Here is a 19,905-nt window from a genome sequence, read left to right as displayed (position 1 = left end):
GGAATCTGATGTCCGAGATCCATGAGCCACTGCCCGGTGAAGGCAGCGAGGAGAGCCGCGGCGAAGAGGATGCGCAGGCGTCCGGCGGTTGCCCCGTCGCCCACGGTCAGGGTGTGCACCCGACCAGCGGGAACGCGAACCGCGGCTGGTGGCCGAACCAGCTGAACCTGAAGATCCTGGCCAAGAACCCCGCGGTGGCGAACCCGCTCGGCGAGGAGTTCGACTACGCGGCCGCGTTCCAGAGCCTCGACCTGGCCGCGGTGAAGGCGGACATCGCCGAGGTGCTGACCACCTCGCAGGACTGGTGGCCGGCCGACTTCGGGAACTACGGCCCGCTGATGATCCGGATGGCCTGGCACAGCGCTGGCACGTACCGGATCAGCGACGGCCGCGGCGGCGCCGGTGCGGGTCAGCAGCGGTTCGCCCCGCTGAACAGCTGGCCTGACAACGCCAACCTGGACAAGGCGCGCCGCCTGCTCTGGCCGGTGAAGAAGAAGTACGGCCAGAAGCTCTCCTGGGCCGATCTGCTGATCCTGACCGGCAACGTCGCGCTCGAGACGATGGGCTTCAAGACCTTCGGGTACGCCGGTGGCCGCACGGACGTGTGGGAGCCGGAGGACGACGTCTACTGGGGCCCGGAGACCACGTGGCTGGGCGACGAGCGCTACACCGGCGACCGTGAGCTGGAGAAGCCGCTGGGTGCGGTCCAGATGGGCCTCATCTACGTGAACCCGGAAGGCCCGAACGGCAACCCGGACCCGATCGCCTCGGCCCGCGACATCCGCGAGACCTTCGGCCGGATGGCGATGAACGACGAGGAGACCGTCGCGCTGATCGCCGGCGGCCACACCTTCGGCAAGACGCACGGTGCGGCCGACCCGGAGCAGTACGTCGGCGCCGAGCCGGAGGGCGCGCCGATGGACCACCAGGGTCTCGGCTGGCGCAACACGTACAACACCGGCCACGGCCCGGACGCGATCACCAGCGGTCTGGAGGTCACCTGGACCACCACGCCGGCCAAGTGGGGCAACGACTTCTTCAACCTCCTGTTCGGCTACGAGTGGGAGCTGACGAAGAGCCCGGCCGGTGCGAACCAGTGGGTGGCCAAGGACGCCGAGGAGATCATCCCGAACGCGTTCGACCCGGCCAAGAAGCAGAAGCCGACCATGCTGACGACGGACCTGGCGCTGCGTTTCGACCCGATCTACGAGCCGATCTCGCGCCGGTTCAAGGACAACCCGGACGAGTTCGCGGACGCGTTCGCGCGGGCCTGGTTCAAGCTGACCCACCGCGACATGGGTCCGGTCGTCCGGTACCTCGGCCCGGAGGTTCCGAGCGAGGTACTGATCTGGCAGGACCCGCTGCCGGCCGTTGACCACGAGCTCGTGGGTGAGGCCGATGTGACCGCGCTGAAGGCTGCGATCGCGGCCTCCGGGCTGTCGGTCTCGCAGCTCGTCTCGGTCGCATGGGCGTCGGCGTCGACGTTCCGTGGCAGCGACAAGCGCGGTGGCGCCAACGGTGCCCGCATCCGCCTGCAGCCGCAGGCCGGCTGGGAGGTCAACAACCCGGACGAGCTGGCGCAGGTACTGCGGACGCTCGAGGGCATCCAGCAGTCGTTCGGCAAGCCGGTATCACTGGCCGACGTGATCGTCCTCGCCGGCGGTGTCGGTGTGGAGGTCGCTGCGAAGAACGCCGGGTACGACGTCGTCGTACCGTTCACGCCGGGCCGGACCGACGCGTCGGCTGAGCAGACGGACGCTGACTCGTTCGCCGCGCTCGAGCCGGTTGCGGACGGCTTCCGCAACTACTACGGCAAGGGCAACCGGCTCCCGGCGGAGTACCTGCTGCTCGACCGGGCGAACCTGCTCACGCTGAGCGCGCCGGAGCTGACCGTCCTGGTCGGCGGCCTGCGTGTCCTCGGCGCGAACTACGACGGCTCGAAGTCCGGCGTACTGACCGACAACCCGGGCACGCTCACGAACGACTTCTTCGCGAACCTGCTCGACCTCGGCACCGAATGGCACGCCGCCGACGACAGCCAGGAGACGTTCGAAGCCACCGTCGACGGCAAGGTCAAGTGGACCGGCACCCGCGCCGACCTGGTCTTCGGCTCAAACTCCGAACTCCGCGCCGTCGCCGAGGTCTACGCCTCCGACGACGCCAAGCAGAAGTTCGTCACGGACTTCGTCGCCGCCTGGCACAAGGTCATGGAACTGGACCGCTTCGACCTGCGGTAACGCATAAGCAACTGAAAACCGGCTCTTCCTGCCCAGGGGGAGCCGGTTCTTCAGTTGCTGCAGGATTGCGGCGCGACCGACGGGGTGCTCGAGCCGCCATCCGGGTCGACGAGGACCGGGCGCAGGTCGGTGACCTGGAGCGGTATCGAGCGACTGAAGTCGAGTGGGATGTCGCCCTCCATGCCACCGCCGGTCCAGTGCACATTCCAGTACGCCGTCGCCGTGACGGTGAAGGTGCCGCCCTTCTCACAGCGGGAGGTCTTGGCGTACTTGTAGCCGCACGTCGGCGAGGACGGCATATCCTTGAGCGACTTGCCGTCCGCCATCGCCGTCGTGAACGCGGTCCCAGCGCCCTTGCAGGTAACGGTCGTGCCCGCACCCATCGCCCACTCGATCCGCTCGACAGTGCCGGTCGCCTCGATCCCAACGCCCTCGATCGCCGCCCGCTTGGTCTGCGGCCCGGTCGTCGTCGCGCCAGGATCGGTCACCCACATCCAGATCGGCACATTCACGATCCCGACCTGACCAGCACTCTGCACATACGGCGACACCCCAAGCTGAGGCGCAATGAAGTTCATAGTCCTCACAACCCGCCGCGCCGCCTCCCTCGGATCAATAGTCCGCGTCTGCCCCGGCCGCCGGATCACCGACTCGAACTTCTCGATACCTTCCGGCTTGCCGTCTACGACGCTGAGAATCACCCAACAGTCGTAGAACTTGGTGCCAGGCGGGTACTGGCTCGCGTCAGCTGGATTGACCAGCGACCTCGGCACATCGATCGGGGTGAGATAGCAACCTGACGCTGCGTCGAAAAACCCGTCTGCAGTCCGACAAGGCACCACCTGCCCTTCGAACACGCAGGCAGATCGACCGGGCTTCTTCAGTCCGGGTTTCGACGTCACGGACTCGGTCGGCGGGTGCCCGTCGTCGCCGACCGACACATCACACTGCCCGGTGAGCCGGTTGATGACGCAAGAAGGTGTGTTGGGTGTGGGATCGGCGCTAGCCGCCGATGCGCCGACAACGACCAGGACAACCGCTACGCCGACGAGCTTGGGGATCAGCACTTCGCCGCCTTCCTACTCTGTGGGAAGTCTGCTTTCCACAGGCCCTGGATTCGCCGCATGCGCATCTCGTCGACGGTCTGGGTAGGTGTTCCGGGGAGCTTGACGCTCTTGCCGTGGGCATCGACAGCAGTGGCCGTGGAGGAGTCGACGCATGCGCTGAGGATCAGGTCGTTGATCTGACCGCCGGCGTCTGGCTTGCCGATGGTCATCGGCTTGATCCAGATGATCTGTTGCTGGCCGACGGAGTGCCATTTCCGGCCGCGGAAGGTCTTCGCCTGGTTGAGTTCGGCTGCCAGCATGACGCCGCTCGCGTACTTGTTCAGCGCCGTGACGTCGACGCCGCCGCTGCTGTACGAGACATCTGTCGCCGCGATGAAACCCCGGTACGCCGCGGATGCCGCCGCGACTGCCTGAGTCTCAGGCGACGGTGTCGGGGTCGGTGTCGGGGTCGGTGTCGGAGTAGCCGACGACGGCGGTGACGTGGGGGTCGTGTCGGGGCGGCCGGCTTCTGGGGAGCCTTGGCAGGCGGTCAGCAGGAGGAGGGTGCTGAGGGCTGCGGCAGTGGGGCCGAGGGCCGGGCGCGGCATTGGGGCTCCGTTCTTTGGTACTGGTGGTGTAAGGGTTGCATACGGAGGGTGTTCGTCGGTGGGGTTATCCACAGGGCTGCAGCTTCCTGCAATTGGATCCGATGACTGTGGATAGGCGGCGCCTCGGGCGGTTGTTGCGTCGTAAGGTCGGGGGGTGGCTACTGATGGTTCTGGGGTTCGGTCGGTTGAGGATGTGCGGCGTGATGTCGTGGGGGTGCTGGACCGGTTTCGGCGTGGGCGGACGATGGCGTTCAGTTTTGGGGACGGCGGGGTGCCGGAGGCGGTGCTGCTCACGTATGACCAGTTCAAGGATCTTGGTGGGGAGTCGAAGTTCGAGCGTCGTCCTGGGGTGGTAGCGGCGGAGGCCGTCGGGGCGGAGCTCGTGGAGATGGTCGCGGCGATCCGGGCCGGGGAGTTCGCGCCGGTGGTGTGGGGCGACGGTGAGGAGCCGGAGGCCGTCATCTTGTCGACCTCGCAGTACCGCCAGTTGCGCGGCGACGATGAACCGCAGCCCGGGACGATCGACGATCCGACCCGTCGTGTCTACGCCACGGAGCCGCTCCCGACCAGCCGCGCGATGACCCTCGACGAGCTCGCGGAGCTGATGGGCCCGGAGGCGGTGAAGGACCTTGAGAATCTCCGCCGTGCCGACGATGAGATTCCGTGAGCGGCTCGCCGCAGTACGAGGTCATTGTCAGCGACAAGTTCGCTGAAGATCTGAGGCGGCTGGCGGCCGAAGCACGTGCCGATCCGAGCAGGGTCTTTCTTCGACAGCAGGTGCTTGCTCAGATGAAGCAGCTGGCCGACGGGACCACGGATGGCCGTCATGCGCTCGGATACGAGTCTGGGAAAGGGGATCTGCGGGATTGCGTTACTGCTTATCTGCAGTCGGATCCGCAGCAGAGGGCGGACTATCGGTTGGTGTTTCGGGAGATGCCGCCTGCGGGGCCTGGCGGGCTGCCGCGGCGGGAGTTGCTGGCTGTTAAGCCGCGGCAGGGTGTCGGCAACATCTACGAGCACACGTGTGCTCGGCTCAATCGGAATCTCCACGATCGTCAACCTGGGCTGAATGCGTTCGGTGATCGGATGCCCAGTCTCAAGCAGAACCAGGCGCAGCGCCGTGCGGAGCTCGACGCCAACCGCGCCATCGCCCACGCGTTTCCCGGACAGGTGCCGTTGGCGACATCGCGACCGCTGGCGTCCTCCCAGTTCGGCCGCCGAGGCGCGGACTCCCCACCACGCCAGGACCGCAGCCTCGATCGATGACGAGAGCCAGGGCACACCAGCTGTGACTGCCTTGTCCGGGGATGGTTGACGTGTCAGGGTGGTTGGGTTTGTTCACTGGGCGGAAGGGGTCGTGCCATGCGGTTTCAGGATGGGCGGGGGGCTGCGGGCGATCTCACCTTCAGTGATGTGTTTCTGGTGCCTAATCGGTCTCGGGTTGCGTCGCGGTTGGATGTTGATCTTTCGACGGGGGACGGGAGTGGGGCTTCGATTCCGGTGGTTGCCGCGAACATGACTGCTGTGTCGGGGCGGCGGATGGCGGAGGCTATGGCTCGGGGTGGGGGACTGGCGGTTATTCCGCAGGACATTCCCGTGGATGTGGTGGCCGAGGTGGTTGCTTGGGTCAAGCAGCGGGATCCGGTGCATGACACCGCGTTGACGTTGCCGCCGACGGGGACCGTGGGTGAGGCGTTGAACCTGTTGCCGAAGCGGAATCACGGCGCGGTCGTGGTTGTCGATCACGGGCGGCCGGTCGGGGTGGTGACCGAGGCGGACTGTGCGGGTGTGGATCGCTTCACGCAGCTCGAAGGGATCATGTCCCGGGAGTTGCTGACGTTGCCGCAGGGGATCGATCCGGAGTCGGCGTTCAACCAACTGCACGACGGGCGGCATCGGCTTGCGCCGGTGGTGGATGCGAATGAGCAGATCGTCGGCATTCTGACGCGGCAGCGTGCGCTGCGCGCCACCTTGTACGAACCGGCGCTGGATGCGAACGGCAAGCTGCGGATCGCCGCCGCGATCGGGATCAACGGGGATGCCGAGCAGAAGGCGAAGGCGTTGCTCGACGTCGGCATCGACGTCCTCGTGATCGACACCGCGCACGGGCATCAGGAGCGGATGCTCGAGGTCGTCGAGCGGGTTCGTGCACTGGGTCCGACGGTGCCGATCGTGGCCGGCAACGTGGTCACCGCCGAGGGCGTCACGGATCTCGTCAACGCGGGCGCCGACATCGTGAAGGTCGGCGTCGGGCCGGGCGCGATGTGTACGACGCGGATGCAGACAGCCGTCGGTCGTCCGCAGTTCTCCGCGGTGCTCGAATGCGCGACGCGGGCCCGTGAGCTCGGCAAGCATGTGTGGGCGGACGGCGGCGTACGGTATCCGCGCGATGTCGCGCTCGCCCTGGCGGCCGGGGCGTCGAGCGTGATGATCGGATCGTGGTTCGCCGGTACGTACGAGTCGCCCGGCGACCCGCACCGCGACAGCCAGGGCCGGATCTACAAGGAGAGCTTCGGGATGGCGTCCGCGCGGGCGGTACGGTCCCGGACGGCCGACGACACGCCGTTCCAGCGGGCCCGGAAGAGCATCTTCGAGGAGGGCATCTCGACCGCGCGGATGTACCTCGACCCGGAGCGCCCGAGCGTGGAGGACGTGCTGGATTCGATCGTCTCCGGCATCCGCAGTTCCTGCACGTACGTCGGTGCCGCGACCCTCGCCGAGTTCCACGAGCGGGCTGTGGTCGGGCTGCAGACTGCCGCCGGGTACGCCGAGGGCAAGCCGCTCGACACGAGCTGGTAGGTGTAATCGTATACATCCGATCTCACCCCCGGGGTGAGATCGAGGGCACAACAAGATCATGCGGAGGGCGATAGTCACCGTCGGCGTTCGGTGGCACCGTGTAATCAGCGGGGGGAGGAAGGGACACCGAAACGACCGTCGGGGGGTCGCCGATCTCGCAGGGGGCGTGGGATCGATCGACGCGGGGGCTCAACAGTTATAGGTGTCCCACTCGTGGTCGCGGGTGGTGCAGGAGAGTTCGGCCGAGGCTTGGGAGGGCGACTCGGGAGCTCACACTCACCGCCCGCGACCGCCGTCCCTCCACAACAGCTGTCCACAATCACCTGGCATCGCTTGGCAAGTCGCTGGTACAGCGGCATAGTCAAGGGATCGGCACAGCCGTGCTGTGTGGGGAGCCGACGTTGTGGAGTCAGACAAGGGCGTCCCGCTGCGGGTTGACGCAGAGACCGCGATCATCCTGCGCGAGGCCTACCACAAGATCGAAGCGCTGTTCCGCTCCGATCACTACGGCCTGTACGACTACGTCCGGGTCGTAGCCGGGAAGCTCGCGCGCGTCGACGCGTTCTTCGTCGGATTCCTGCAGGGCAGCAGCCGGGTGCGGTACCCGTACGGCTACGACATCGGGCATTACGTCAGCCCGGACAGCCACAACTTCGGACCGAACGGACAAACGGCGTGGGTGGTCAAGAACCGCCAGACGTACCGGTTCGCCTATGACAACGGGTTCGCGCTGCACGCCGGCGTACCGGTGGGGGATGCGGGGCGGCGGTCCGAGGATGTCGTGACGGTGCCGATCTTCCGGCCGTCGAAGGACGGGCCCGATCAGTTGTTCGGGATGTTGTCGATGCAGAGCTACGAGCCCAAGTCGTACGACGACAACGCAGTACGAGCGTTTGAGTGGCTGTGCTCTGTGGTGGAGCGGGTGCTGACGCGTGAAGGCGAGGACCGGGATGCCTTGCGGCGACTGCCCGCGGGTGACGTCGGGCCGAACCTGCTGACGTCCGACCACGTGATGGAGTACCTGACCCACCGCGTCGCATCGATCCGCGAGATCGCAGCGGAAGCGGAGAACGAGCCCGATCTGAGTGCCGCCGTACGGACGCATCTCGAGCGGATCGTCGACGCGACCGAGCACATCCAGTCCGAGCTGATCGAGATGCTGATGGAGACCGACGAGGGGCCTGAGCGTCGGTTCATCAGCCTGACCAAGACGCAGCAGACGGTTGCCGTACTCCTCGCCGACGGTCTCGACAACGACCAGCTGGCCGTCGAGCTCGGCATCAGCCTCAACACGGTCAAGACGCACCTGAGTGCGATCCTTCGCAAGTACGGATTCCGTAGTCGTGGGCAGGTGAGCGATGACGTCCGCAAGTACTTGGCGCGCTGACCCTCGACATACTTGAAGACATGAAGTAACTTCCGGAGGGCTGTTAATTCCGAATTATCCCACCGCCCTGGGAGGCCCTCGTGTCGCTCGATCCTGTGTCCCGCCGTGCCTTCCTGGCCACGAGCGGCGGGCTCCTCGCCAGCCTGACCCTGCCGTCGCTTCCGTCGCATGCGGCCGCACCGGCTGCCTCAGCCACGGATCTCGCCCGCTATCGGCCGGTGCGCGCATCGTCGAGTGCGTACGCCGCGACGCCGCCCGAGTTCGTCGTCGACGGGCTGGCGGTGCCGGGCGTGCGCGGCTCCGGGTGGCGGGCGGCCGGGGGTGATCCGCAGTGGATCGTGGTGGATCTGCAGGGGCGATGCCGGGTGGATGCGGTGCGGTTGACGTTCGAGGCGACGGCACAGGACCCGGCGTTCGACTTCTCCGGCGGGAATCCGTACGGGAACACGACCGGTCAGGAGTTGCTGTCGAGTTCGCCGCTCGACTTCCGCGTGGACACCTCGACGGACGGCGTCTCCTGGCACACGGTTCATCAGGCGACCAACAGTCCGGGCGGTACGGTCGACATCGCGCTGGACAGTCCGGTCACCGCGCAGTACGTGCGTCTGACCGGGACGCGGCAGGCGAACGCGAATGCCCTTGGTTTGAACGGTTTCCAGGTCTATGGCACCACGACGGCATCCCGTCCGCCGGCCAGGGGCTGGACCGATTGGGGGCGGCACACCGACAAGCCGCCGGCGCTGCGGAAGGCCGATGATGGGACGTTCCCGATCGAGTCCGGCTGGACGCTGACGATGGACGACTTCGCTGGTACGACGGATGGCGCCGTACTCGCGCAACCGGGTAGGGACACGTCGACCTGGCTGCCTGCGACGGTGCCCGGCACCGTGCTCGGATCGCTGGTGGAGCAGGGGCACCTGCCGGATCCGGTCGAGGGGATGAACAACCTCGAGGTCCCGGAGGCGCTTAGCAGGCACGCTTGGTGGTACCAACGGAAGTTCGACCCGCCGGCTGGGAACGGGTCGCGGGTGTGGCTCGAGTTTGACGGCATCAACCACCAAGGCGACGTCTGGCTGAATGGGACGCAGGTAGGGACGGTCAAGCATCCGTTCGCGCGCGCGGCCTTTGATGTCACCGCGGTGCTGAAGGCGAAAAACGCGCTCGCGGTGAAGATCACGCCGATGCCGCATCCCGGAACCGCTGGTGACAAAGGTGATTCGGGGCAGTCGTTCGTCCAGTCCGCCACGTTGTACTTGGACTCGCCGACGTTGCTGGCCGCATCGGGGTGGGACTGGATGCCGGCAGTCCGCGACCGAGCCGCGGGTATCTGGAACCACGTGCGGATGCGCTTGACCGGCGATGTCGTCGTGGGCGATCCGCGTGTGGTGACCAAGGTGCCGAGCGTCGATCGGGCGACGGTTGCAGTCACGGTGCCCGTCCGCAACGCGGCCGATGCGCCTCGCACAGTCACGGTGAAGGCCCAGTTCTCTGGCCGTGCTGCGAGTAAGACCGTCACGATGCAGGCGGGGGCCAGCACGGACGTGGCTTTCGCTACAGAAACCTTCGACGACCCTGACCTGTGGTGGCCGAACGGGTACGGCGAACCCACCTTGCACGAGTTGACCGTGACCGCGAGCGTCAGCGGGGTGGTGAGCGACAGCCGGACCACGACGTTCGGCATCCGTGAGTTCGCCTACGACTACGACCTGCCGATCGTGATCGACCCGGCAACGAACAGCGCTGCGCAGACCGTCACCTTCCCGAAGCAGACGGCGCAGTACCTGCGGATCCAGGGGCGTCGGCGGGCGACCGGATGGGGTTATTCGCTGTGGACGTTGGCGATTCGCGACTCGTCCGATCCGTCGGTGGATCTGGCGCGGAAAGGTACGCCGACTGCGTCGTCCGACGACGGGAGCCCGGCGGCGCAGGCCATCGACGGGAACGACCGGACGCGGTGGTCCTCGCAGTACGACGATGACGAATGGATCCAGGTGGATCTCGGCGCTCCGAAGTCGTTCGACCGGGTCGAGCTGTTGTGGGAGACGGCGTACGCGTCGCTGTTCACGATTCAGGTGTCGCAGGACGGCACCACGTGGACCGACGTGGAGGACGTCAGCAACGCGCCGGTGCCGTTGAAGATCAGCGTGAACGGCGTACGCGTGTTCTGCCGGGGCGGGAACTGGGGCTGGGACGAGCTGCTGCGGCGGATGCCGGAGGAGAAGATGCGGGCCGTAATCGGCATGCATCGGGACATGAACTTCACGATGATCCGCAACTGGATCGGCTCGAGTACGCGCGAGGAGTTCTACCAGGCCTGTGACGAGAACGGGATCCTGGTCTGGAACGACTTCTGGGAGGCCGGCCCGTTCACCGACGACCTGCCCGGGTACGCCGAGATCGCGCGCGACACGATCGTCCGGTACCGGACGCATCCCTGCATCGTGATCTGGTGCGGGGCGAACGAGGAGAACCCGCCGGCCGCGATCGACGCCGCGATCACCGCCGCGGTCCGGGAAGAGGACGACGAGATCCTCTACCTGCCGAATTCGGCGGCCGGGTTCGTGTCCGGGCACGGGCCGTACTACTGGGTTGACCCGGTCAAGTATTTCGACCCGAACACCTACGACACGTTCAACTTCGGCTTCCACACCGAGATCGGCATGCCGACGATCCCGGTCGTCGAGAGCATGCGCCACCTGGTCGGCGACGGCGATCCGGGGTGGCCGATCGGTACGCCGTGGTACCACCACGACTGGTCGACGCATGGCAACCAGCGGCCGGACACGTACCTCGGCGCGATCGACGAACGGCTCGGATCGTCCAGCGGGCTGGAGGAATTCACCCGCAAGGCGCAGTTCGTGAACTACGAGAACATGCGCGCGATGTTCGAGGCCTGGAACGCGCATCTGTGGACGGACGCGTCGGCGCTGCTGCTGTGGATGTCGCATCCGGCCTGGCATTCGACTGTTTGGCAGACCTACGACTACGACCTGGACGTGAACGGCAGCTACTACGGTGCTCGCAAGGGATGCGAGGCGATCCACGTCCAGGCCAACCAGACCGACTGGACCACGGTCGTCGTCAACCACACCCGTCTGGCCGTCGAGGCAACTATCCAGGCCGACCTCTACGATCTCGCGGGCAACTTGCTTGCTGCTAGCAACCAGGCTGTAACGGTTGAAGGAAGCAACAAACGCGAGGCCTTCGCGGTGGCGTTCGGAGCTGAGTTGCCCGACCTTCACGTACTCCGGTTGAAGCTCACGGGTGCCGACGGTTTGCTGTCCGAGAACACCTATTGGCGCTACCGGAAGCCTGCGGATATGCAGGAACTCAATGAGTTGCCCAAGGCCCGTTTAGAGGTGCGCTCGAGCGGCGAACACGCGACGGTTCGCAATACCGGGAAGGTGGTCGCGGCGATGGTGCGGGTGTCGTTGCGGGATCGGGCGGGGGAGCGGGTGCTGCCGGCGACGTACTCCGACAACTACTTCTGGCTGCTGCCGGGTGAGACGCGCACGATTACGGTGACCACGCCGAGCTCGGCCTCCGGCTTGAGGCTGGAGGCCGAGCCCTACAACAGCTAGTAGGAGCGGGCGACGTACGCGATCAGGTCGGGTTCGGTCTCGTCCAGGGGCAGGGTGCCGTCTGGGCGTTGGAGGCAGCGGACCGTCATGCCGGACTCGGCCAGGCGGTCCTCGCCCTCTTCGCCGATGACGCCGTACGGCAGGCTGGCCCAGCCGGCCGCGGCTGCTTCCACTGCCTCGTCGACTGTCGACACGGCGGTGGTGCGTGCGGTGTGGCGAGCAGTCGCTTCCTCCAGGAGGTGTGCCTGGTCGGTGTCGATTGCGTTGACGACGGTTGACGTGAGCTCGGACAGGTTGACTGGGGTCTTGGTGGAGTCGCGGAGACGGCGTACGACGGTTGCCACCTCGGCGGCCAGATCGCGTGGGCCGAGCTCGATCCGGATCGGGACGCCCTTGAGCTCCCAGTTGACCGCGCGGCGGCCGAACGGCTGGTCGGTGCGATCGTCGACCAGCACGCGCAGGCCGGCGGCCTCGAGGTCTTCGGCGATGCGCTGGGCAGCCTCGATCGTTTCGTCTCTTACCGCGAGCACGACGACCTGGATCGGGGCGACCGCTGGCGGGATGCGGAGGCCGGCGTCGTCGCCGTGCACCATGATGAGGCCGCCGACCATGCGGGTGGTGCTGCCCCAGGAGGTTGTCCAGGCGAGTTCGCGTTGGCCGTCGCTCGACAGGTAGTCGATGTCGAAGGCGCGGGCGAAGTTCTGGCCGAGCTCGTGGGCCGTGCACATCTGCAGGGCTTTGCCGTCGCCGGTCATCGCTTCGAGGGTCATCGTGTTGATGGCGCCGGCGAAGCGTTCGCGGCGGGTCTTGCGGCCGGGGGTGACCGGGATCGCGAGGACGTTGACCATGACGTCGCGATAGACGTCATACAGGATCTTGGTCGCGTACGCGCGGGCGTCCTCGAAGGTGGCGTGGGCGGTGTGGCCTTCCTGCCAGAGGAACTCGGTGGTGCGCAGGAACAGGCGTGGGCGCAACTCCCAGCGGACCGCGTTGGCCCATTGGTTGAGGAGGAGGGGGAGGTCGCGGTAGCTCTGGATCCACTTCGCCATGTACTCGCCGATGACGGTTTCCGAGGTGGGGCGGATGACGGCGGGTTCCTCGAGTTGTTTGCCGCCCGCATGCGTTACTACGGCGAGCTCGGGGCTGAAGCCTTCTACGTGCTCGGCCTCGCGTTGGAGGTAGCTCTCGGGGATCAGGAGGGGGAAGTAGGCGTTTTCGGCGCCGGTTGCTTTGATGCGGCGGTTCATTGCCTCCTGCAACAGTTCCCAGATCCCGTAGCCATACGGTCGTACGACCATGGTCCCCCGCACGGGCCCGTTGTCGGCGAGCTCGGCTTTGGCAATCACATCCTGGAACCATCGGGGGTAATCCGCCGCCTGCGAAGCAAGCACGGAACGGGTCGTAGTCATGCCCGCCAGTCTAAGAACCAGAAATCCGTTGCGGCCACGCATTTCCCAGGTCTAAAGAACAGCTCCCGGCGCCCTAGCGGGCGCCGGGAGCTGGATGAGACGAGGGGGCGCGCCTGGTGGGGTGCACCGAGCGCGTCCGACGGGTTAGAGCGAGGCGAGGGTCTCGTTCCAGGTTTTGGAGGGGCGCATTACTGCGGCAGCCTTTGCCGGGTCGGGCTGGTAGTAGCCGCCTAGGTCGACCGGGTTGCCCTGGACTGCTAGGAGTTCGGTGATGATGGTCTGTTCGTTGGCGGCGAGGGTTTCGGCGAGGGGGGTGAAGGACTTGGCCAGGGCTGCGTCGTCGGTCTGCTTGGCTAGTTCTTGGGCCCAGTAGAGGGACAGGTAGAAGTGGCTGCCTCGGTTGTCGATTCCGCCGACCCGGCGGGTGGGGGACTTGTCCTCGTTGAGGAAGGTCGCCGTGGCGCGGTCTAGGGTGTCGGCGAGGATTTGGGCGCGGGCGTTGCCGGTTGCCTGGGCCAGGTGTTCGAAGCTGGCGGCCAGGGCGAAGAACTCGCCGAGGCTGTCCCAGCGCAGGTAGTTCTCCTTGACCAGCTGCTGTACGTGCTTCGGCGCCGAACCGCCGGCACCGGTCTCGAAGAGCCCGCCGCCGGCCATCAGCGGCACGATCGACAGCATCTTCGCCGACGTACCGAGCTCGAGGATCGGGAACAGGTCGGTCAGGTAGTCACGCAGTACGTTGCCCGTCACCGAGATCGTGTCCTCGCCGCGGCGGATCCGCTCCAGCGAGAACTTGATCGCGTCGACCGGCGCCAGAATGCGGATGTCCAGGCCCTCGGTGTCGTGCTCGAACAGGTACGTCTGCACCTTCGCGATGATCTGGGCGTCGTGCGCCCGGGTCTCGTCCAGCCAGAACACCGCCGGGTCGCCGGTCGCGCGGGCCCGGTTGACGGCCAGCTTGACCCAGTCCTGGATCGGCGCGTCCTTGGTCTGGCAGGCGCGGAAGATGTCGCCGGCCGAGACGGCCTGCTCCAGGACGACGTCACCGGCGGTGTTCACCAGCCGCACCGAACCGGTGGTCTGGATCTCGAAGGTCTTGTCGTGCGAGCCGTACTCCTCGGCCTTCTGCGCCATCAGGCCGACGTTCGGCACCGAGCCCATCGTGGCCGGGTCGAACGCGCCGTTCGCGCGGCAGTCGTCGAGGACCGCCTGGTAGATGCCGGAGTAGCTGTGGTCCGGCAGTACGGCGAGGGTGTCGTGCTCCGCACCGTCCGGGCCCCACATGTGCCCCGACGTACGGATCATGGCCGGCATCGACGCGTCGACGATGACGTCCGACGGGACGTGCAGGTTGGTGATGCCCTTGTCCGAGTCGACCATCGCGAGCTTGGGGCCGTCGGCGAGCTCGGCGTCGAAGGACGCCTTGATCTCGGCGCCCTCGGGCAGCGTCGCGATACCGTGCAGGATGCCGCCGAGGCCGTCGTTCGGCGTCAGGCCGGCCTTCGCGAGTACGTCGCCGTACTGCGCGAACGTCTCCGGGAAGAAGGCCCGGACGACGTGGCCGAAGATGATCGGGTCGGAGACCTTCATCATCGTTGCCTTCAGGTGGACCGAGAACAGGACGTCGTCGGCCTTCGCCTGGGCGACCTGCGCGGTCAGGAACGCGCGCAGCGCGGCAACATGCAGGACGGATGCGTCGACGACCTCACCGGCCAGCACCGGGATCGACTCACGCAGCACGGTGGTCGTCCCGTCGTCGCCGACGAGCTCGATCCGCAGTACGTCGTCGGCCTCGAGGACGGCCGACTTCTCGGTCGCCCGGAAGTCGTCGGTGTCCATGGTCGCGACGTTGGTCTTGGAGTCGGCGCTCCAGGCGCCCATCCGGTGCGGGTGGGTCTTGGCGTAGTTCTTCACCGAGGCCGGCGCGCGGCGGTCCGAGTTGCCCTCGCGGAGCACCGGGTTCACCGCGGAGCCCTTGATCTTGTCGTAGCGGGCCTGGATCTCCCGCTCCTCGTCGGTCTTCGGCTCGTCCGGGTACTCCGGCAGGGCATAGCCCTGGGACTGCAGCTCGGCGACGGCGGCCTTCAGCTGCGGGATCGAGGCCGAGACGTTCGGCAGCTTGATGATGTTCGCCTCGGGCGTCTTGGCCAGCTCACCGAGCTCGGTCAGCGCGTCCGCGATCCGCTGGTCATCCTTCAGGTACTCCGGGAAGACGGCCAGGATGCGGCCTGCCAGTGAGATGTCCCGGGTCTCAACTCCGACACCGGCCTGGCCGGCGTACGCCTGGACGACAGGGAGGAACGAGTACGTGGCGAGCGCCGGAGCCTCGTCGGTGTGGGTGTAGATGATCGTCGAGTCAGTCACAGCCCCACCCTAATGGGCCCTCCGGCCGGACCGCCCCCGGCGTGGGCAGGCTCACGCCCCGTGCAGCGCTCGTCTGCGGAGATCAGTCAGTCGAGCTCGTCGGGGTGAGCAAGTGTGATACCGCTCGCCGCGGTCACCGCGCTGGTGAACGCCAACGTGTCGATCGGGGATGCCGCCGCGACAATCGCACCGGCCAGCGAGGCCAGGCCCTTCGCGCCCTCCCAGGTGCAGTCCACGAAAACCGCCTTGGCTGCCTTGACCTGGGAGAACTCCACGCCGGACAGGTCGCAGCCACGGAACACCGCCCCGGTCAGGTCCGCGGAGACGAAGTCGGCGTTCTGCAGCCGGCAGTCGGTCAGCTCGACCTTCTGGAACCTCGAGAACCGGAACGACGCGAAGTCGAGCACGCTATCGCGGATCGTGACGTGCTGCAGGCTGGCGCCGGGGCCCGCGAACCCGATCATGCGGGACGCCGTGATCGCGACCCGGGTCAGCGCGGCGTCGGACCAGCGGGCGTTCGCGATGTCGCACTGGGCCAGCTCGGCGTCGACCAGGATCAGCTTCTCCAGCTCGGATCCGGCCAGCTTGCACCTGGTCAGCCGGCAGCCGCTGATCTCGACGTGCTCGGCCGTCAGGTCGCTCAGGTCCACGTCCGCGAGCTCGAGATCGAGCAGCCGCTCCTCGTCCCCGACATCCGTCGGGACGGCGGACTCGAGTTGCGCGCGGAGGCGGGGCGTGGCGATCTTCACGGGACCGACCGTAGCGGGCGGCACCGACAAGTGGCGGATCGCCAGGCCATCACAATTGCGGCTTGGCCACGGCAATGAGCGGGGAATCGCCCCGGTCGGGTCGATTGTGATGGCCTGGGGATCCGCTACTCGGACCGCAGGTAGTGGGCTGCTGCTCCGATGAGCGCTGAATGCTCGGTGTCAGCCGTCGCCGAGACCGGGAAGTCGAGCGCCGGAGCGACCAGATCGAAAGCTCCTGAGATCGAGCCGCCCAGGACTGTGTGAGTCACCCCGAAGCGTTCTAGCCAGGGGGTCAGGGCGGCGGACAGGTGGGTGAAGGCGGTGACGAGGACTTCCTGTGCTGTCGTGTCGCCGGCGCGGGCCAGGTCGGCGATCTCCTTCACGCCCGGGACCTGCTTCGGGTACGCGCGCAGGATCGCGCGAGCGGAGATCGAGTCCTCGAGCGGCTTCCCGGCGTACGTCGTCTTATAGAGCTCGCCGCCGGGCGGGACCGTGTCGCCCTCGCGGACCACCCGGCCGTCGGCGAGGAACGCCGTACCGATGCCGGTGCCGATCGTGACGCCGAGGCAGCGCTCGACGCCGCGGACCTCGCCCGCCGTCCACTCACCGACCGTGAACGCCTCCGCGTCGTTCATGAACAGGAGCCGGTCGATCCCCAGCTCGGCGCTCAGCGCGGCGCCGAGGTTGAACCCGTACAGCTGGTCGAACTTGCCCTGCCCGCGATACCACGCCACGCCCGTACCGAAGTCGAACGGACCGGGCAGCGCGATCGCCAGACCGTTTGCCAGCGGCAACTTCCGGGCCGCTTCCGCGAGCTGCCCGACCACCACCTCCGCGGCCGCCTGGGACTCGAGCTTGGCCCGGTCCACCTCGGTCACGTCCCACGTCGCCGGCCGCACCACGGCCGCCGTGACGTGACTTCCCCCGATCTCCAGCACCGCTACGTCCATCCGGACATCATCGCAAAGAGTCAGTACCGCTCCTTGAACACCTGCTTCCCGGAGCCGTCGTACATGGTGATGTAGATCGGGTCGCCGTTCCCGTTCCTGATGTCGTCGGTGTACACGCGGTGGACCCAGTAGCCGTCCTTGATCGTGGCGTCCGCATGCTGACCGAGGCCAGAGAACGCGATCCGGGTGACTCCCTCCGGCACCCGGCCCGCGTAGCTGTACCGCACGCCCATGCACCACGTCGTCCGGTTGTCCCGATCGACCGGATCATCGCCACACCCCATGCTCCAATAGCGCTGGATCTGGTACGGGCGCGTGACAATCCCGAAGTTGAGAAGAGTCGCCCCGAAGCCACCCAGTGGCTTGCCGAGGATCGGTACGCCGGCCACGCAGTACGCGTACTGCGATCCGTCCGGCGAGCGTCGTACCGTCATCGCGCCGTCGGGGTCGGTCACCTCGACCACCTTGTCGGTCCAGTTGGCGACGACCTGCCGACGCCAGGCGTCGTCGTTCGCGGTCCGGAAGAAGTCGTCGGACTTGGCGCACAGATCGGTGACCATCTTCGGCTGGGCTGTGGTCGCCGGCTGGGGCGCCGTCCGCGCGTTGCCGAGATGGCCCACCAGCAGAACGGCGATGACGGCGGTCGCCGCGGTGGCAGCCGTCGCGGCCGAGATCATGATGCGCCGGGCACGGGTGCGGTGGCGTCCGGCGGCGACCAGGTCAGCCACATCGGGAGTGAACGTCGCGGGACGGTCGGCGGCCTGGTCCAGCAGGTCCTTGAGTTCGCTGGTCATCTCAACCCCTCACAGCCAGGTCGGAAAGCTCGGCGAGGGCCGGGTGCGTGCGCAGCTTCTCCAAGGCGCGCAACGTCTGGCTCTTCACCGTCCCGGGGCGGCAATCGAGGGCGGCGGCGGTTTCCTCCACGGACAGTTCATCGAAATACCGCAGTACGACGCAGGCGCGCTGTCGGGGAGGGAGTTCGGCCAGGGCCTTGGTGATCACGAGGCGGTCCTCGAGTACGCCGAACGGGTCGGCGTGCTCGGTCTCGTTGGCGAAGTAGCCATCACCGCCGACGACCTCCTGGCTGGATTTGCGGCGCAGCGCGTCGAGGGTGGTCGAGACCACGACCTTCCGCGCGTACGCACCGACAGCGCCTTTGCGCTGGATCCGGCCCCAGACGCGATACAGCCGGATGAGAGCCTCCTGGGTCGCGTCCTCGGCTCGGCGCCAATCACCGCACAATAGGTAAGCGGTCCGGCACAGAGCGTTAGCTTGATGCGTGACGAACTCGACGTAGTCCTGCTCGGTCTCCGCCCTCACCCGCAGCCCTCCCCAGTCATGCCGGGTCAAACGTGGTGGGCCCGTCCCCAGGTTGCACCGATCCGGCAAGATTCTTTCCATGGTCGGCGGTCCGCGGGTCAGCACCGGGGGAACCCGGACCCGCTCTTGTCCGTAGAGTGACTGGAGCGAGGGGAACGACATGCCGACCGAGAGCAGGACGACTTCCGTGGTCGCGGCGCTGAGCGTCGCGGTGGCGGTGGTTGGTCACGTGCTCGTGGGCGGCGGCGGGGTGCCGCTCGGCGTCGTACCTCCGCTGGCTGCACTGGCCGGGGCGTGTTGGCTGCTGGGGGAGTACCTCGCCGGGGAACGGTTGCTGACGGCACTCGTCCTGGCCGCGGTGCAGCTGTTCGTGCACGTCACGCTGGACTCGGCGAGCATGCACGACGGGATGGCGATGTCCGGTATGTCGCCAGGTGTCGGCAGCAGCTTGATGATGACCGCCACGCACCTCTCGGTCCTGTTGGCCGGCGTGCTCGCGGTCAGCCAGGCCCACCGTTGGGTGATGCGCGTCGTACGCATCTTCGCGCGGTTCCTTCCCCGGCTTCCGGTTCTGCATCCGCTGCCTGCACGCACCCGCAGGTTCGTGGTGGTGTCCTCGCCGGTGCGGCTCGCCGCGTCGTGGCTCGACTCGAACGTTTCCCGCCGCGGACCTCCCGGCGTACGAGTGATCGCTGCTGTCTGAACCGGCTCACGGGCCGGATTACTCGTATGCCTTGAAAGGTTCTCTCATGCCCAAGAGATTCGTCCTGCGCGCCGGCGCGATCGTCGCGGCGTCCGCGCTGGTCGTGATCGGCGCCGCGGGATCGGCGTCCGCGCACGTCACGGTGTCCTCGCCGGACGCCAAGCCCGGCGGGTACGCGAAGCTGGTCTTCCGCGTGCCGACGGAGTCCGACAACACCAGCACCACCAAGCTCGTCGTCAGCCTGCCCAAGGACCATCCGTTCGCGTCCGTCGGTGCGCAGGTGAAGGACGGCTGGAAGGTGGAGAAGAAGGAAGAGAAGCTGCCGGCCGAGGTCAAGGTCGGCGATGTGACGCTGACCAAGGCGATCACCACGGTCACCTGGACCGCGACCGCGGGCGGCATCCCGGCGAACGACTTCGACGAGTTCGCGTTGTCGGTCGGCAGGCTGCCGGAGGGGGTCGACTCGCTGAGCTTCCCCGCCGTGCAGACGTACAGCGACGGTGAGGTGGTGAAGTGGTCCGACGTCGCCAAGGACGGTGCGGACGAGCCCGAACACCCGGCGCCGACGCTGAAGCTGGCGGCCGCGATCACGCCGGTCGCGGCGACGACGTCCGAGGGTACGTCGGACACGTTGGCGCGCTGGCTGGGCGGCGCCGGTCTGCTTGTCGGACTGCTCGGCCTGGCCTTCGGGCTGAGGCCGCGTCGTACCGCCACGGCTCCGGCTTCGGCTCCGACCCCTGTGGAGAAGCAGTAGC

At 67.2% G+C, this 19,905-nt stretch carries 16 protein-coding genes; 8 read left to right on the top strand and 8 right to left on the bottom strand.

Features of this window, described 5'->3' with window-relative positions:
- Positions 1–8 precede the first annotated feature (8 nt).
- A complete protein-coding gene (katG, locus tag ACQPYH_RS37040; RefSeq protein ID WP_432881282.1) occupies positions 9–2,237 on the top strand; it encodes a catalase/peroxidase HPI in 2,229 nt (742 codons plus the stop codon).
- A gap of 50 nt (positions 2,238–2,287) precedes the next feature.
- On the opposite strand, the gene ACQPYH_RS37035 is transcribed toward katG, so the two are convergent.
- Positions 2,288–3,304 (bottom strand): hypothetical protein, encoded by a 1,017-nt coding sequence (locus ACQPYH_RS37035; RefSeq protein ID WP_432881279.1) that lies wholly within the window; start codon positions 3,302–3,304, stop codon positions 2,288–2,290.
- Positions 3,298–3,891 carry a hypothetical protein gene (locus ACQPYH_RS37030; RefSeq protein WP_432881277.1) on the bottom strand — a complete coding sequence of 198 codons (594 nt, stop codon included), beginning with the start codon at positions 3,889–3,891 and terminating at the stop codon, positions 3,298–3,300. The genes ACQPYH_RS37035 and ACQPYH_RS37030 overlap by 7 nt, the downstream gene beginning before the upstream one ends.
- A gap of 244 nt (positions 3,892–4,135) precedes the next feature.
- Here ACQPYH_RS37030 and ACQPYH_RS37025 point away from each other — a divergent pair, with 244 nt between their 5' ends.
- The 5 genes from ACQPYH_RS37025 (at position 4,136) to ACQPYH_RS37005 (ending at position 11,658) form a co-directional block, all read left to right on the top strand.
- The gene (locus ACQPYH_RS37025; protein ID WP_432881274.1) at positions 4,136–4,558 is read left to right on the top strand and encodes a hypothetical protein; all 423 of its coding nucleotides are present in this window, start codon (positions 4,136–4,138) and stop codon (positions 4,556–4,558) included.
- The gene (locus ACQPYH_RS37020; RefSeq protein WP_432881271.1) at positions 4,555–5,157 is read left to right on the top strand and encodes a hypothetical protein; all 603 of its coding nucleotides are present in this window, start codon (positions 4,555–4,557) and stop codon (positions 5,155–5,157) included. Before ACQPYH_RS37025 ends, ACQPYH_RS37020 begins: the two co-directional genes overlap by 4 nt.
- 96 nt (positions 5,158–5,253) lie before the next feature.
- A complete protein-coding gene (locus ACQPYH_RS37015; RefSeq protein ID WP_432881269.1) occupies positions 5,254–6,690 on the top strand; it encodes a GuaB1 family IMP dehydrogenase-related protein in 1,437 nt (478 codons plus the stop codon).
- 403 nt (positions 6,691–7,093) lie between these two features.
- Positions 7,094–8,077: a helix-turn-helix transcriptional regulator gene (locus ACQPYH_RS37010; protein ID WP_432881267.1), complete on the top strand. Its 984-nt coding sequence runs from the start codon at positions 7,094–7,096 to the stop codon at positions 8,075–8,077.
- 80 nt (positions 8,078–8,157) lie between these two features.
- Positions 8,158–11,658 (top strand): discoidin domain-containing protein, encoded by a 3,501-nt coding sequence (locus ACQPYH_RS37005; protein WP_432881265.1) that lies wholly within the window; start codon positions 8,158–8,160, stop codon positions 11,656–11,658.
- On the opposite strand, the gene proS is transcribed toward ACQPYH_RS37005, so the two are convergent.
- The 6 genes from proS to ACQPYH_RS36975 all read right to left on the bottom strand — a co-directional run bounded on the left by proS (position 11,655) and on the right by ACQPYH_RS36975 (position 18,447).
- Positions 11,655–13,067: a proline--tRNA ligase gene (gene proS, locus ACQPYH_RS37000; RefSeq protein ID WP_432881262.1), complete on the bottom strand. Its 1,413-nt coding sequence runs from the start codon at positions 13,065–13,067 to the stop codon at positions 11,655–11,657. The two genes, ACQPYH_RS37005 and proS, sit on opposite strands and share 4 nt — an antisense overlap.
- A gap of 144 nt (positions 13,068–13,211) precedes the next feature.
- Positions 13,212–15,428 carry an NADP-dependent isocitrate dehydrogenase gene (locus ACQPYH_RS36995; protein ID WP_432881260.1) on the bottom strand — a complete coding sequence of 739 codons (2,217 nt, stop codon included), beginning with the start codon at positions 15,426–15,428 and terminating at the stop codon, positions 13,212–13,214.
- A gap of 86 nt (positions 15,429–15,514) precedes the next feature.
- Entirely contained in the window at positions 15,515–16,177 is a 663-nt protein-coding gene (locus ACQPYH_RS36990) for a pentapeptide repeat-containing protein (RefSeq protein ID WP_432881258.1), read from the bottom strand.
- Between the two features lie 125 nt (positions 16,178–16,302).
- Positions 16,303–17,127 carry an ROK family protein gene (locus tag ACQPYH_RS36985; RefSeq protein ID WP_432881255.1) on the bottom strand — a complete coding sequence of 275 codons (825 nt, stop codon included), beginning with the start codon at positions 17,125–17,127 and terminating at the stop codon, positions 16,303–16,305.
- A gap of 20 nt (positions 17,128–17,147) precedes the next feature.
- A complete protein-coding gene (locus ACQPYH_RS36980; RefSeq protein ID WP_432881253.1) occupies positions 17,148–17,921 on the bottom strand; it encodes a hypothetical protein in 774 nt (257 codons plus the stop codon).
- Between the two features lies 1 nt (position 17,922).
- Positions 17,923–18,447: a SigE family RNA polymerase sigma factor gene (locus tag ACQPYH_RS36975; RefSeq protein WP_432881251.1), complete on the bottom strand. Its 525-nt coding sequence runs from the start codon at positions 18,445–18,447 to the stop codon at positions 17,923–17,925.
- A 160-nt stretch (positions 18,448–18,607) separates the two neighbouring features.
- Here ACQPYH_RS36975 and ACQPYH_RS36970 point away from each other — a divergent pair, with 160 nt between their 5' ends.
- Positions 18,608–19,150 carry a hypothetical protein gene (locus tag ACQPYH_RS36970; protein WP_432881249.1) on the top strand — a complete coding sequence of 181 codons (543 nt, stop codon included), beginning with the start codon at positions 18,608–18,610 and terminating at the stop codon, positions 19,148–19,150.
- Positions 19,151–19,196: 46 nt separating this feature from the next.
- A complete protein-coding gene (locus ACQPYH_RS36965) occupies positions 19,197–19,904 on the top strand; it encodes a YcnI family copper-binding membrane protein (protein ID WP_432881247.1) in 708 nt (235 codons plus the stop codon).
- The last annotated feature ends 1 nt before the right edge of the window (position 19,905 follow it).

Source organism: Kribbella sp. CA-245084, from assembly GCF_050942355.1.
Classification (GTDB): Bacteria; Actinomycetota; Actinomycetes; order Propionibacteriales; family Kribbellaceae; genus Kribbella.
Note: the sequence above shows the minus strand (reverse complement) of the source record. Positions and strands in the feature narration are given on the sequence as shown.

Excerpts from the sequence above, each read along its gene's own strand:
- katG (WP_432881282.1), top strand. The coding sequence starts at position 9 with ATGTCCGAGATCCATGAGCCACTGCCCGGTGAAGGCAGCGAGGAGAGC.
- ACQPYH_RS37030 (WP_432881277.1), bottom strand. The coding sequence starts at position 3,891 with ATGCCGCGCCCGGCCCTCGGCCCCACTGCCGCAGCCCTCAGCACCCTC.
- ACQPYH_RS37025 (WP_432881274.1), top strand. The coding sequence starts at position 4,136 with ATGGCGTTCAGTTTTGGGGACGGCGGGGTGCCGGAGGCGGTGCTGCTC.
- ACQPYH_RS37015 (WP_432881269.1), top strand. The coding sequence starts at position 5,254 with ATGCGGTTTCAGGATGGGCGGGGGGCTGCGGGCGATCTCACCTTCAGT.
- proS (WP_432881262.1), bottom strand. The coding sequence starts at position 13,067 with ATGACTACGACCCGTTCCGTGCTTGCTTCGCAGGCGGCGGATTACCCC.
- ACQPYH_RS36985 (WP_432881255.1), bottom strand. The coding sequence starts at position 17,127 with ATGGACGTAGCGGTGCTGGAGATCGGGGGAAGTCACGTCACGGCGGCC.
- ACQPYH_RS36980 (WP_432881253.1), bottom strand. The coding sequence starts at position 17,921 with ATGACCAGCGAACTCAAGGACCTGCTGGACCAGGCCGCCGACCGTCCC.
- ACQPYH_RS36970 (WP_432881249.1), top strand. The coding sequence starts at position 18,608 with ATGCCGACCGAGAGCAGGACGACTTCCGTGGTCGCGGCGCTGAGCGTC.
- ACQPYH_RS36965 (WP_432881247.1), top strand. The coding sequence starts at position 19,197 with ATGCCCAAGAGATTCGTCCTGCGCGCCGGCGCGATCGTCGCGGCGTCC.